10 protein-coding genes are annotated in these 13,269 nt (G+C 52.3%); 2 read left to right on the top strand and 8 right to left on the bottom strand.

The features are described from left to right. Positions 1–2: 2 nt before the first annotated feature. The 6 genes from H8730_RS09515 to H8730_RS09490 all read right to left on the bottom strand — a co-directional run bounded on the left by H8730_RS09515 (position 3) and on the right by H8730_RS09490 (position 8,975). On the bottom strand, positions 3–800 hold the full coding sequence (locus tag H8730_RS09515) for a Nif3-like dinuclear metal center hexameric protein (RefSeq protein ID WP_177720105.1): 798 nt from the start codon (positions 798–800) through the stop codon (positions 3–5). Further along, entirely contained in the window at positions 791–1,513 is a 723-nt protein-coding gene (locus tag H8730_RS09510) for a tRNA (adenine(22)-N(1))-methyltransferase (RefSeq protein WP_177720106.1), read from the bottom strand. The genes H8730_RS09515 and H8730_RS09510 overlap by 10 nt, the downstream gene beginning before the upstream one ends. A 101-nt stretch (positions 1,514–1,614) precedes the next feature. Beyond that, positions 1,615–2,685 (bottom strand): RNA polymerase sigma factor RpoD, encoded by a 1,071-nt coding sequence (gene rpoD / locus H8730_RS09505; protein ID WP_177715645.1) that lies wholly within the window; start codon positions 2,683–2,685, stop codon positions 1,615–1,617. Positions 2,686–2,739: 54 nt separating this feature from the next. Next, positions 2,740–4,533, bottom strand: coding sequence for a DNA primase (gene dnaG, locus H8730_RS09500; RefSeq protein WP_177715643.1), 1,794 nt, complete (start codon positions 4,531–4,533; stop codon positions 2,740–2,742). Between the two features lie 96 nt (positions 4,534–4,629). Continuing rightward, positions 4,630–5,637 carry a deoxyguanosinetriphosphate triphosphohydrolase gene (locus H8730_RS09495; protein ID WP_177715641.1) on the bottom strand — a complete coding sequence of 336 codons (1,008 nt, stop codon included), beginning with the start codon at positions 5,635–5,637 and terminating at the stop codon, positions 4,630–4,632. After that, a complete protein-coding gene (locus tag H8730_RS09490) occupies positions 5,637–8,975 on the bottom strand; it encodes a PD-(D/E)XK nuclease family protein (RefSeq protein WP_177715639.1) in 3,339 nt (1,112 codons plus the stop codon). The genes H8730_RS09495 and H8730_RS09490 overlap by 1 nt, the downstream gene beginning before the upstream one ends. 203 nt (positions 8,976–9,178) lie before the next feature. Here H8730_RS09490 and H8730_RS09485 point away from each other — a divergent pair, with 203 nt between their 5' ends. Further along, positions 9,179–9,595, top strand: coding sequence for a hypothetical protein (locus H8730_RS09485; protein WP_177715637.1), 417 nt, complete (start codon positions 9,179–9,181; stop codon positions 9,593–9,595). A gap of 152 nt (positions 9,596–9,747) precedes the next feature. On the opposite strand, the gene groL is transcribed toward H8730_RS09485, so the two are convergent. Next, the gene (gene groL, locus H8730_RS09480) at positions 9,748–11,379 is read right to left on the bottom strand and encodes a chaperonin GroEL (protein ID WP_177715635.1); all 1,632 of its coding nucleotides are present in this window, start codon (positions 11,377–11,379) and stop codon (positions 9,748–9,750) included. 27 nt (positions 11,380–11,406) lie between these two features. Further along, positions 11,407–11,694, bottom strand: coding sequence for a co-chaperone GroES (gene groES, locus H8730_RS09475; protein ID WP_177715633.1), 288 nt, complete (start codon positions 11,692–11,694; stop codon positions 11,407–11,409). Between the two features lie 327 nt (positions 11,695–12,021). On the opposite strand from groES, the gene H8730_RS09470 reads away from it, so the two are divergent. Beyond that, positions 12,022–13,266, top strand: a complete 1,245-nt coding sequence (locus tag H8730_RS09470) for a nucleotidyltransferase (protein WP_177715632.1) — start codon at positions 12,022–12,024, stop codon at positions 13,264–13,266. Positions 13,267–13,269 lie beyond the last annotated feature (3 nt).

Here is a 13,269-nt window from a genome sequence, read left to right as displayed (position 1 = left end):
TCCTAGCAAATCTGGAAGACATCCTGTCCAGATGGATACCGGATGACTTTCAAATCCGATGTTTTGCCCATGAGATACTCGCGGATCTCTTCTGCGGCTATCTGCTCTGTTCCATAATGTCCCCCGTCCACTAAGACCATATCCATGGTTAATGCTTCCTCTGCACCATGATATGTGATATCGCCTGTCAAATATACATCCGCCTTTTGCTCATACGCATTCTGCACAAACTCCATCCCGGAACCCGTGCACAGTGCCACGCGCAGAACTGCCCTGTCAATCGTCCCTGAAACCACCCGGACATAGGGAATGGCTAGCGTCCGCTTCACATGATCAAGAAAGGTCTCTAACTTCACGGCTTCCGGCAATGTGCCGATCCGCCCCATACCGGCCCCTTGGCCAAATTCTGGCTTTGGCACAAGAGGGTGAACTCCCAGAAGCCCCAGCCGCCTAGCCACCATGTCGTTGGTGCCACCGATAGCGCAGTCCAGGTTGGTGTGCGCCGCGTACAGTGCAATCTGATGCTCCGCCAGGGAAAGAATCCTTCCGCCATCCCGGCTCTCATCCGTTATCCGGCGAACCGGCCGGAACGGCATGGGATGATGCGTGACGATCATCTGCGCGTCTTTCTCAATCGCATAGGCGATAACCGCCTCCGTGGCGTCCAGCGCCGTAACGAGAGTCTTAACTTTGCGGTCGCACCGGCCTATGAGAAGCCCGACGTTATCGTAGCTCTCCGCCATAGTCGGATCTGCCCACTCCTCCATCCATCGACAAATCTGCGAAACCGTTATGTCCATCGCCGCAGCACCTCCTCGATTTCCTGCCTCTCCTGCTCTAATTCCCCACACCGGGCAGCACACGCTGCACTGCCGCATTTTTCACCCTGGCGGATCTGCTCCAGGAGTCCCTCAACAGTTCTTCGCCGCTCCAGCAGCTCCTGCTGCAAAATTGGGTCCTTTGCCTCGATCAATTTCTTGCCATACTGGTACTCAAGCTCGTGGGCATACGCCTCATTCCCCGGACGGCAAAACAGGACCGTATACCGCTTCCCCCTGTCCTCGAGCATCGCTTCCTTCTCAATCCCAAAGCCCACGCCATGTACCGTATGCCGCACCACCGCCAAATCTGACTGGGGCTGAAGCAGCAGCGCCTTCAGGGTGGGCAAGATATTTTTTTCCCGCTGTGACTCTTGCAATAGCAGGTCTGAACATAGATGACCCCCTATGCCAGCCATGACCACGACACTGGCTTCGCCCGACATCACGCCCTCCAGTCCGTCGGACAGTCTGCAACGAATTTGTTCTTCCAGGCCATACTCCCGCACATGGGCTTTCGCCCTCTCCAACGGTCCCGGTCGAAGGTCGCACGCCAGCACACAGGGACTGATCCCCTTTACAACCAAATAAATCGGGAGATATCCGTGATCCGTGCCGATATCCGCCACTGAGAACCCCTGCGGCACCATATCCGCAATCTGTTTCAGCCTCGCCGTCAGCTCCATCTGCTTCATTCACCTGCCTGATTCGCTTCGCGAACTTTAGATCTAGGCCCACCTTGCGGTGGGCTTTCCTATAGGATGAAAAAGCGGGATTTGCATCCCGCTGCTTATGATTATTCCAGATAATCCTTTAACTTTTTGCTCCGGCTGGGATGGCGGAGTTTTCGAAGAGCCTTGGCCTCGATCTGCCGGATGCGCTCCCTCGTGACGTTGAACTCCTTCCCCACCTCTTCCAGTGTCCGCGCCCTCCCATCATCCAGGCCAAATCGCAGCCGCAATACCTTCTGTTCCCGCTCCGTAAGCGTTCCCAAAACATCCAACAGCTGCTCTTTCAGCAAGGTGAAGGCCGCCGCATCGGCGGGAATCATCATTTCTGTGTCGGGAATAAAATCCCCCAGATGGCTGTCCTCCTCCTCCCCGATAGGGGTCTCAAGGGAAACCGGCTCCTGAGCAATCTTGAGAATCTCGCGCACCTTCCCAACAGGCATGTCCAGTTCCTCCGCGATCTCCTCAGGCGTCGGATCCCGTCCCAGCTCCTGCAGAAGCTGGCGGGAGACTCGAATCAACTTATTGATGGTCTCCACCATATGGACGGGAATTCGAATGGTGCGGGCTTGGTCCGCGATGGCTCTGGTGATCGCCTGCCGTATCCACCACGTCGCGTAGGTGCTAAACTTGTAGCCCTTACGGTAATCGAACTTCTCCACCGCCTTGATCAGACCCAAATTGCCCTCCTGGATGAGATCCAAAAACAGCATACCACGGCCTACATAGCGCTTCGCTATGCTGACGACCAGGCGCAGGTTCGCTTCGGCAAGGCGCTGTTTTGCCGTGACATCGCCCTCCTCCATCCGCTTCGCCAGGTCGATCTCCTCGTCCGCGGACAGCAGCGGAACCTTTCCAATCTCCTTGAGATACATCCGGACAGGGTCGTCGATACTGATCCCCTCCGGCAGCGTCAGATCGAGTTCTTCCTCCTCCGGCGCCTCATCAATAAATCCTATGATATCGATGTTGTGATTCTCAAAGTAATCGTAGACCTTTTCGATTGTATCGGTGCTCAAGTTCATGTCCTGAAATGCATCCATAATCTCACTGTATTCCAGCACATTCTTTTTCTTCTTTGCCGTTTCCAGGAGCATTTTCAATTTCTCACGGAACTTCTGAGCATCTCCTTGCTGCATTTTTCTCATCCTTTCGAGGCAGTATCTTTTCTATCCGCCATGGCGCTAGGGCCGCTAGGGTAGGATTTCAATCCGCAGCGCTTGCAGCGCGCGTTTTTGATTAATGATCTCCTGCAATTTCTGTAAATCATCGTTGGACCGGACCTCGTCCTCCAGGCTGTTCAGACGAATGGTCCGAATCGTCTCCGTCATCAGTTTCTCTAAATCCGCCGTATCGGATGGAATCTCATACTCGGACAGCGCCGTAATTTTCTCCTGATCCGCCGCTTCCTCCACCTGACTGATCACATCCGCCAACCTGGGCGTTTCTCCCTGCATCGCTTTTGCAAAGATATAGTCTGCGACAATTCTGTATATATTATCCTTTCCATCGGGAAAATCTTTTGTAGGCGGCTCTCTGAGCGGAAAATCTGTGGGGCTTATGTACTCTTTGAGCGTCGAATACAGTGCCGGACGATGCAGAAGGACTGCCAGCACAAGCTTCTGCGCCTTTACAAGCCCATCCTCCCTCTCCTGCCGCCTGTCCGCATTCACGGGCGCTCTGCGCTCTAGAAGACCGCTCATCCGCTGGATTTCATCGACTTCCCTCTTGAGCGACTGTTCATCGACCTGCATTTTCTGCGCCACATCCCGAATGTGAAGCTCCCGCTCCAGAGGGTTCGAAATCTCCGATAATCTCTGTGCAAGAGCCTTCAAGGTTTTGACCTTGCCCTCCACCGTGTCAGCGCCTGTCTGGCTGTTTAAGACTACCATCTCGAAGTCGATGGGATCCAGCGCCTCCTGGATCAGCGCCTCAAACTCTTCCCGGCTCTTATTTTTAATAAACTCGTCCGGATCTTTGTACCCGGGTATGCGGAGAACCTTGACATACAGGCCCGTGTCCTCCAGTATGGGAATCGCCCTCTGCGCCGCCTTCGTCCCCGCCTGATCGCTGTCATAGATCAAAACCACATCCGACACATATTTTTTCATCAGGAGCGCCTGTTCCTTGGTCAAGGCCGTCCCGAGGGACGCAACGGCGTTATCGAATCCAGCCTGATGGAGGGACAGGACATCCATATATCCCTCGACGACGAGTATCTTTCCCCGCCGGCTCTTCTTGGCAATCTGCATCCCGTATAGATTCTTCCGCTTGTTAAATATCTCCGTCTCCGGTGAGTTCAGGTACTTCGGCTCTCCACTTCCCATCACCCGTCCGCCAAAAGCAATCGCTCTCCCCTGCGCATCAAAAATGGGAAACATCAGCCGGTTAAAAAAACGGTCATACACCTTCTCACCGCCGCCATTACTCAGCCCCGCTCCCCGGATCTCGTCGTCACCATAGCCTTTGCTCTGCAGGAACCGGTAGAGCCCGTCTCTGCTGATGGGCGCATAACCCAGGCCGAAGCGTCTTCGAAATTCTTCTGTGACTTTCCGCGAGTCCAGATATCCCAGAGCGTGCTTGCCCTGCTCCGTCCGCGTCAGCTGATAATAAAAATACCGCGCCGCCTCCGTCGTGATCTCCAACAGCCGGTTCCTCCGCATCAGCCTCTTTTTCTCCTGGGGGGAGAGTTCCGCCTCCGGCAGATCCATGTGGGCACGGTCCGCCAGCGCTTTGACCGCCTCCACGAAATTCATGTTGTCAATCTGCATGAGAAACGTATAGACGTTGCCTCCCGCGCCGCACCCAAAACAATGGTAATACTGCTCCTGAGCGTTGACGGAAAAGGAGGGCGTCTTCTCATTGTGAAATGGACATACGCCAAAATAATTATGCCCCTTTCTCGTCAAGGTCACATACTCGGAAATAACGCCGACGATATCGTTTCGCTCCCGAATCTCCTGAATCAGCTCTTCCGGATAATACACCTTGACGCCCCCTTTCCCCTTTGGCACTCCTCAATACTGGTATCCTTGTATTTTATTCGACAAATAGAACGAAATTCCTTTTTTTCAAGAAAATTTTCAGAAAATATCCCAGCCCTTCGGCACAAAGAGCTGTTCATACAGCCGAATTGCGTAGGTATCCGACATTCCGGCAATATAGTCGCATATGACAGTTTCCTTCTCCTCCGCGCTGACCCGTGCGGCATATTCTTCCGGCATTCGACAGGGATCCTCCATAAATTTTCTGTATAGCTGCTCGATCATGAACTCCGCCTTTTTTTCTTCTTTTTTCGCTTCTGACCCGATGTAGACGCTGCAAAACATATACTCCCGAACTGCCATCATGGCATCCATCAATCTCGGTGACATCCGGATGTCATCCTGATCTAGACTGCTAAAGATAACGTCCCGGATCATGGTATTAATCCGCTCTTTAAAACTATGCCCCAACACGTCCAAATATTCACTGGGCAGATCTTCTTCTGTGATCACATGTCCCCTGAGAGCGTCGTCAATGTCGTGATTGATGTAGGCGATCTTGTCCGCAAGCCTTACGACGCGCCCTTCCAGAGTCGCGGGAGTTCGCTGCATAGAATGGTTCACGATTCCGTCGCGAACCTCCCACGTGAGATTTAACCCCTTTCCTTTTTTCTCCAGCACTTCCACCGTCCGTATCCCCTGCTCATAATGGGTAAACCCTTTCGCGGACAACCGATTCAAAACCCGCTCCCCGCTGTGGCCAAAAGGCGTATGTCCGAGATCGTGCCCGAGAGCGATTGCCTCCACCAAATCTTCATTCAGCCGAAGGGCGCGCCCTATGGTCCTGGCAATCTGCGCAACTTCCAGCGTGTGCGTCAGCCGTGTACGGTAGTGATCTCCCTCCGGTTTGATAAAAACCTGCGTCTTATCCTTCATCCTTCGAAACGCTTTACAGTGCAATATGCGGTCGCGGTCCCGCTGATAGACCGTCCGTATCTCACAGGGCTCTTCCTTCCGATCCCTGCCACGACTTTCAGCGCTTTTCGCCGCATAGGGGGACAAGATTCTCTCTTCCAGCTCTTCCTGCTGTTCCCGCAGTGATTCCATTATGTGACCTCCCTTTTGATCCGTTCCCAGAACTCCTCTCTCGTAACCGCTTCCAAGGGCCTGTATCGATCAGGCGAAGACTTTGGCTCAAATCGGCAGACCCCTTTATATTCACAATACTCACAGGCGGTTTGTTCTCTGTTGGATTGCCTCAGAGGACTCACCTCTATATTTCCACTGGCGATGGACTCGCCCATGGTCTTTAGCTTTTTCCGGACAAATTCCTCCAGAATATGAAATTCTTCTTGACTCGCCACTGGCGCATCTTTATAGAAGCTTCCGTCCGCTTTCAGGCGCACTGGAAGAATTTTGGAAGATGCGGCGATATCCCCATCCATCTTCTGGGCAAGCGCGGGGTCTTCCAACAGGAGCCCCTCCAGGCGACCCGTTTTCAGGATCGCGTCGGCCAGCTCCTGCGGCGTTTTGATCTCCTGCCCTTTGACATACTCCGGCGTAAGATGGAAATAAAATATGCCTGCTGGAACTGCTTCCTTGCCGGTGCTCTGTTCTACAGCCTCCTGAGCCGCCTCCAGATAGACAGGCAGCTGGAGTCCGATTCCCGCGTAAATATCCGATTCCGCAAACTTCGTGTTCCCCGATTTATAATCGATCACGCGAACATAGCATTTCTCTTCCTCCTGCAAAATATCCACCCTGTCGATTTTTCCCTGTAGCCTCAGTGTCTCCCCTGTGTCCAGCGGAATCTCTACAGGCCGTGCGCTCCTCCCACTCCCTGCGCCAAAGGTCCATTCAAAAAATTTGGGCTGAAACTTCCCCGCCTTCAGCTGTTCCTGCATGATATGGACGGCCCGCTGGGCCGTGCGCTTGAGCTTACTCCAATAATACCGGTACCGGCTGCTACTCTGATAGGCCCCGTATTCCGCCTCACGTTTGGCAATCAGATCCTCTACCATGTCCGCCGAAGATTCCGGAGTCGCCCCCTGATCCCACAGTTTGGCGAACCACTCCCCTGCTTCCTCCAAGATTTCATGGAGTACATTTCCGTCATCCAGCGGCCGAACTTGCAAAATCGGCCTCTCCTTGAGCGTCAAGCCGTAGCGCAGATAGTAGGAGAAAGGGCACCGGGCGTACCGTTCCATCTGCGTGATGCTGAACATCCGGTTTCCCATATCCAACAATGCCCGCATCTCCTCCTGCTCAAGATGCTCCTGCGGCGTCTTCTCAAGGGGGGCACATCGAAGCTTTCGGAGCCGCTCCTGGAATCCGTGCCGCCGATACCACCGCCGCGCCGCCGCGCCCTTCGCGTTATGAGTCATCCACTCCCCCTTTGCCAAATATGGCTCTGGCAGTGTCACGTCTGACTCTTCGCTTGTGCTACCCAATCCGTGTGGAAAAATCTTGCCTATCCGTGTCCATAGAGCCGAGGGTCTTCTGCTTTTTCCCGCGGAATCACTCTGTCCATAGCTTATGTACAGCCTGTCTGACGGCTTGGCCATCAACGTATACAGGAGGAACTGCTGCTCGAAGACTCTGTTCTGCATAGTGGGAACCATTTCGATCATATGCTCGGCCTGCGCTCTTTCTTCCTGTGTCAGCAGACCATTTTCTTCCTGCATCTTCGGAAAATTATTATCAGTGAAGCCTGCGATAAACAGAACCTTCACTTCGGGAAATCGGGACCGGCTCACATCCCCCACTAACAGCTGGTCAAGGGTTGGCGGAAGCAGACCGATATGACACTGTGCAAATCCCACCTCCAGAAGATTGGCAAAGTCGGTGGCCGAGACTGTCCGGTCTCCCAGCACCGCGTCAAGTGTCTGTAAGATCTTCTGGAACTGCTCGTAGATCTGTCTGTATTCAATTTCCTTTAAAAAAGCGCCGTGTTCATGGAATCGGCCGGCCTGCTCTTCCAATATTGTCTCCATGGAGAGGGCTTCCATAAACACCCATAGTCTCTCCACTCGTTCCCCCACTGTCTGTCCGGCCCCTCGCATTCCCTCCACAAACGAAATGAAGGCGTTCAAAAAATTGCTTTCCCCGTCCTCTGTCTCCAGCAGCGCGCTTAACTCTGTTTTATATTTGGGCCATCCCCTCCACCCCTGTGCCAGGGCACAATTCTCCAGGTAGTCAATCTCCTGTAAGGACAGCGGCGTCAGACCCGTCTTGAAGAAGCCAAATACGGTCTCATAGGAAAAGCCTGTGTTCACCATGCCAAACAGGAACTGTAGCATCTGAATAAATGGATTGGCCTGCGTATCCGCCTTTGTATCGATAAAGGCTGGAATCCCATACTGCTCCAATCTTCGCGTCAAAAGATGACGGCAGCCCTCCAAGTCTCCCGCCACTACACTGATATCCCCGTAGGAATACCCCTCTTCCCTCACCAAATGCAGGATCTGTCGGCAGATCCAATCCGCTTCATCCCCGTCTGTGCTGGCCTGGTAAAGGGTAATACAGTCTGCAGGTTCTGGCCATGGTGCCGGCGGAATCCGAAAAAGTTGCCCGGCCAAATGCCGGATGGGATTTGCTTCATCTCGGCTGCACCACTGGATCCGATATGGAATATGGGCGGTCCGCAACTGTTCCTCAAGCTTTAAATAGGTTTTTAGCGTTTCATAGAATAGTCCGCTGTCAAGGTCTCGCCAAGACATGCCAGGCGTCAGCCCCATATATTCACGCTTGGACATGGTCAACGCCATCCAGACCTCATCCACTTTTCTCAGAAGGGCTGCGATCACTGTATATTGCTGTGGCGTAAACCCATAGAAATCATCAAAATAGAGGGACGCATGGTTCAAAAATTCCGATTCACCAATCCGCTCCGCCAAAAAGTCAAGTATCTTTTCAGAGGCCGCCGTGTGCGCTTCCGTGTACGACACAAACTGTCTCCAGATGGCAATAATATCGCCTAGCTTGTGATACAATGCGCTGTCCGGGCTCAAGCCGCTTCGCACCGCCTCCAAGTCCTCCACCTGGATCCGATACTGGATCATCTCTGTGATCATGATCTTTAGCTGCCCGATAAAGCCTTTTTGCCGGATACTGTTCTGATAGTAGGACAGCTGTTCTTGACAATCCATGGCCAGTTTGTAGAGAACCATGCTCTTCCCAACATCATCCAGAATATCGCATGATGGCCCTCCCGTCTCCTGGAAGACCCGGTGTGCTAAGCGGTTGAAACTCAGGATTTCAACATTGAGAATCCCGTGGCGGGGATGCTTGTCCAGCAGCTGTCTCTGGACTTGTAGAGTTGCCTGTTCTGGCACAATGTAAATCAATTTGCGGTCTGGATCCTCCATGGAACGCGCGATGATCTCTTCCTGTATAGCATAAGTCTTTCCACTTCTCGCCTCTCCGGCCACAAATCGAAATCGCATAAGTCGGCTCCTTGTCCATGATATTGCTTCGCAGGTTTGCGCCCGGCAGCATTCCCCCGCGCCGCCGCCACCACATCCTATCGCGATTATTATATCACTATGTCTTGCTCTTGTCATCTTTTTTCCGGGACTCCGGCATATTTTCCCAGGCGCGGCAATATATATACACTATAACACATTCCTTTGAACAGGAGGGTTCTCCCATGTCTGTGCGCATCGTGTCTCTCAAGCTGAACCAGATTATCTACGCCGCACTGTTAGCGCTGGCTGGTATCGCGCTGCTGCTGGTTCTGATTTTCTTTCTAACAGGTCGGAATAAGGGCTCCGACGGAGCTGAGGTCTATTACCCCGGCGTATACACGACATCTGTTTCCTTCGGATCTCAGGCGCTTACCGTGGAAATGGTCATGGATAGCCATGGCATTCAATCCATCGAGTACGCGATCCCGGAAAGCATCTCATCTGTCTACCCTCTGGTAGAGCCGACATGCAGCTCCATAGGGAAGCAATTGGAATCGGGGACAGATATTCAGGCTGTCACAACAACCAGCGAGTCACAAGATACCGCCTCCTACCTTCTGCGCGCAATTGAGCTGACGATGGAAAAAGCAAAACGGTGACGAGGAAGCCCTCCGCTTCTTCATCACCTTTTTTTTGCCTGACCGTTGCCCCATCGATCTATCCTCAATCTTCAACGGCCCCGTATATAGCGAAGGCGGTACAAAACCGTCTTGTCCAGACAATCTCATACCGCCGTCTTATTGATTCTAACTTACATCATGCCCATTCCAGCTCCGGGACCGCCTGCCGCCGGCGCGGGAGCTTCCGGCTCCGGCTTATCCGCCACAACGGATTCCGTCGTCAGCAGGGTGGACGCTACAGACGTAGCATTCTGCAACGCTGTACGGGTTACTTTCACAGGGTCGATGATACCAATGTCAACCATATTGACATATTCCTCTGTCAGGGCATTGAAACCGGTACCAGCGGGGGACTCCAGCAGTTTGTTCACAACCACAGAGCCTTCCAGACCTGCGTTGGACGCAATCTGGCGTACAGGAGCTTCCAGAGACTTCACAATGATCATAGCACCTGTCTTTTCATCTCCAGTCAAGGTCTCGGCCAACTCTTTCGTGGCTTTGATTGCGTGGATGTATGCGCTTCCGCCACCGCACACGATGCCTTCTTCAACAGCGGCACGGGTTGCGGCCAGAGCGTCTTCCATGCGGAGCTTCTTTTCTTTCATTTCTGTCTCAGTGGCAGCGCCGACACGGATAACCGCTACACCACCCGCCATCTTCGCAAGTCTTTCCTGCAACTTCTCGCGGTCGAAATCCGACGTGGTCTCTTCAATCTGCATTCTGATCTGCTCAATCCGGGCTGCAATCTGATCTTTGTCGCCAGCGCCGTCTACGATAACCGTATTTTCCTTCTGAACCTTAACGGACTTCGCCTGGCCAAGCATACTCATAGATGCTTCCTTCAGATCCAGACCCACTTCCTCAGAGATGACAGTTCCACCGGTCAGGATGGCGATATCTTCCAGCATAGCCTTTCTTCTGTCGCCAAATCCGGGAGCCTTGACCGCAACGCAGTTAAAGGTTCCGCGGAGCTTATTGACAACCAGCGTGGCAAGGGCTTCTCCCTCTACATCCTCTGCGATGATCAGCAGACGAGAACCCGTCTGAACGATCTGCTCCAGAAGAGGAAGAATATCCTGAATGTTGGAGATCTTTTTATCGGTGATCAAAATATAGGGATTGTCAAGGTTGGCTTCCATTTTATCCATATCGGTTGCCATATAGGAGGACAGATATCCTCTGTCAAACTGCATACCTTCTACAAGATCCAATTCGGTGTTCATGGTTTTGGACTCTTCCACTGTGATAACGCCGTCGTTGGATACTTTCTCCATGGCGTCTGCGATCATCGTTCCGACTTCCTCATCCCCAGCGGAAATTGACGCAACCTGTGCGATGTGCTCCTTCGAGCTGACGGGAATTCCGATCTCTTTGATCGCCTCCACAGCGCTCTCTGTCGCTTTGCGCATACCTTTGCGCAGGATAATCGCGTTTGCACCGGCGGCGATGTTCTTTGATCCCTCGTGGATCATGGCCTGCGCCAACACGGTCGCTGTCGTGGTTCCATCACCGGCGACATCGTTCGTCTTTGTGGCAACTTCTTTGACCAGCTGCGCTCCCATATTTTCAAACGGATCGTCCAGCTCGATTTCCTTTGCGATGGTTACGCCGTCGTTGGTGATCAGGGGAGTGCCGAATTTCTTGTCCAATACAACATTGCGCCCCTTGGGTCCCAATGTTACTTTAACTGTATCCGCTAGCTGATTGACACCTTTTTCAAGAGCAGCTCTTGCTTCTGCACCAAATTTAATTTCCTTAGCCATGACTTGATTTCCTCCTTGATTTCTCGATTAGTCTTCTACAATTGCCAGGATATCGCTCTGTTTCAGGATGATATACTCTTCGCCGTCAAGCTTCACTTCTGTTCCGGAATACTTGGAATAGATAACCTTCTGTCCGACTTTAACTTCCATCTTGATTTCTTTTCCATCGACGACTCCGCCGGGGCCTACGGCGATGATCTCCGCTTCCTGGGGCTTTTCCTTCGCGTTGCCAGCCAGCACGATACCGGACTTCGTCGTCTCAATCGCTTCCAACTGCTTAACAACAACTTTGTCTCCTAAAGGCATTAATTTCATGAAAAAGAACCTCCTTATTTCCTCTATAATAGATTTGGTACTTCAATCTTGTTAGCACTCACTTGCATCGAGTGCTAATTTCTACGGTATAGTTTAGTCATTTTAGCTTCAGTTATCAAACCCGATTTTTAACGATTATATCAGATTAAATCATTCATCCTCTGTTTATCTTTATTTTTCTTCCATTTTTATAGTTTTTCTTATTTTTATTGACTTGACATAAAAAGGTTTGTATAATAAAGACAGTATCAAAAGTTCAGGTCCACAGACAGAACTAGGTCCACCCATGGCGGGTTTTCCTATCGGATCAAGAAAGGATGGTTTTGTATGGCTGCCGCAGGCATTATCTGTGAATATAACCCCTTTCATAAGGGCCATCTATATCATATAGAGCAAACCCGTCTTTTAACTGGCGCTGACGATATTATCTGTGTCATGAGCGGAAATTATGTCCAGCGGGGTGAACCGGCGATTCTGGATAAATGGCTCCGCACGTCCATGGCCTTGGAGGCCGGCGCCTCCCTGGTACTGGAACTTCCGACTTACTATGCCTGTGCCAGCGCAGAGTTTTTCGCTTTCGGCGCTGTGTCTCTCCTCCAGCATACAGGGATCACCGACTTTCTATGCTTCGGCTGCGAGGAGGATCGCTCCCATATCTTTCAAGCGGCCGCCGCCGTCCTATATGAGGAGCCTGCACCGTACCGCAGTGCACTCAAAACGTATCTCTCCCAGGGCTTTGGATTTGCCGCCGCTAGGGCAAGGGCGCTTCACCACTGCCTATCTCAACAATATCCCAATGTGAACTGGCAATCTCTGATTGAGCATCCCAATAATATTCTGGCCATGGAATACTACAAGGCCCTCCTTCGCCTGCACTCCCCCATCCAACCCGTTCCTGTCCAGCGCATGTCCGGAGGGTACTCCGATCCCGATTTGAACCATTCCATGCCTTCGGCCTCGGCCATCCGCCTCGGCCTTGCCCGCAATGAGGACATTCTCTCCTGTCTGCCTCCCATGACGGCCATCACCCTCCAGGATGCCATTTCGCAAGGCCTGGGCCCCGTCTTTTTTTCCGATTGGTCGGCTGATTTTTACTATGCGCTATCGCAGCATACCCCTAAGACACTTCACAGCATTGCTGACATGGCGGAAGGCCTGGAAAATCGATTGTTCAGGCAGGCGAAAACCATATGGAATTTGGATGAATTGGTGGCGGCCATTTCATGCAAGCGCTACCCTTATGCTCGCATTCGGAGGATTCTCCTCAATATTCTGTTGAACATCAGTCAAGAGCGAAGGCAGCAGCTTTCCTTCGCTGAAGGGCCAGCCTATCTTCGTATATTAGGCTTTCGCAAGGAGCGGGAGGGATTGCTGCACCGCCTCAGCCAAAGCGCTTCCCTTCCGGTCATCACGAATCTAGCCAGACAGTTTTCCTCGCTAGATGAGCCTGCTCGCTCCATGTTGGAGGATGAAATTCGCTTTACCGACCTTTATATGGGGCATATGCCCAACAAGGCTAAGGTTCGGAGGGGGTTGGACTTAACCCAACCTCTGCTGATCTGGCGCTCATAAAAA

Origin of the sequence: Bianquea renquensis, assembly GCF_014384895.1 — a bacterium.
GTDB classification, from domain to species: Bacteria; Bacillota; Clostridia; order Lachnospirales; family Bianqueaceae; genus Bianquea; species Bianquea renquensis.
Note: the sequence above shows the minus strand (reverse complement) of the source record. Positions and strands in the feature narration are given on the sequence as shown.

Coding starts and splice junctions, on each gene's coding strand:
- H8730_RS09510 (WP_177720106.1), bottom strand. CDS start 1,513: ATGAAGCAGATGGAGCTGACGGCGAGGCTGAAACAGATTGCGGATATG.
- H8730_RS09485 (WP_177715637.1), top strand. CDS start 9,179: ATGTCTGTGCGCATCGTGTCTCTCAAGCTGAACCAGATTATCTACGCC.
- H8730_RS09470 (WP_177715632.1), top strand. CDS start 12,022: ATGGCTGCCGCAGGCATTATCTGTGAATATAACCCCTTTCATAAGGGC.
- H8730_RS09515 (WP_177720105.1), bottom strand. CDS start 800: ATGGACATAACGGTTTCGCAGATTTGTCGATGGATGGAGGAGTGGGCA.
- rpoD (WP_177715645.1), bottom strand. CDS start 2,685: ATGCAGCAAGGAGATGCTCAGAAGTTCCGTGAGAAATTGAAAATGCTC.
- groL (WP_177715635.1), bottom strand. CDS start 11,379: ATGGCTAAGGAAATTAAATTTGGTGCAGAAGCAAGAGCTGCTCTTGAA.
- H8730_RS09495 (WP_177715641.1), bottom strand. CDS start 5,637: ATGGAATCACTGCGGGAACAGCAGGAAGAGCTGGAAGAGAGAATCTTG.
- groES (WP_177715633.1), bottom strand. CDS start 11,694: ATGAAATTAATGCCTTTAGGAGACAAAGTTGTTGTTAAGCAGTTGGAA.
- H8730_RS09490 (WP_177715639.1), bottom strand. CDS start 8,975: ATGCGATTTCGATTTGTGGCCGGAGAGGCGAGAAGTGGAAAGACTTAT.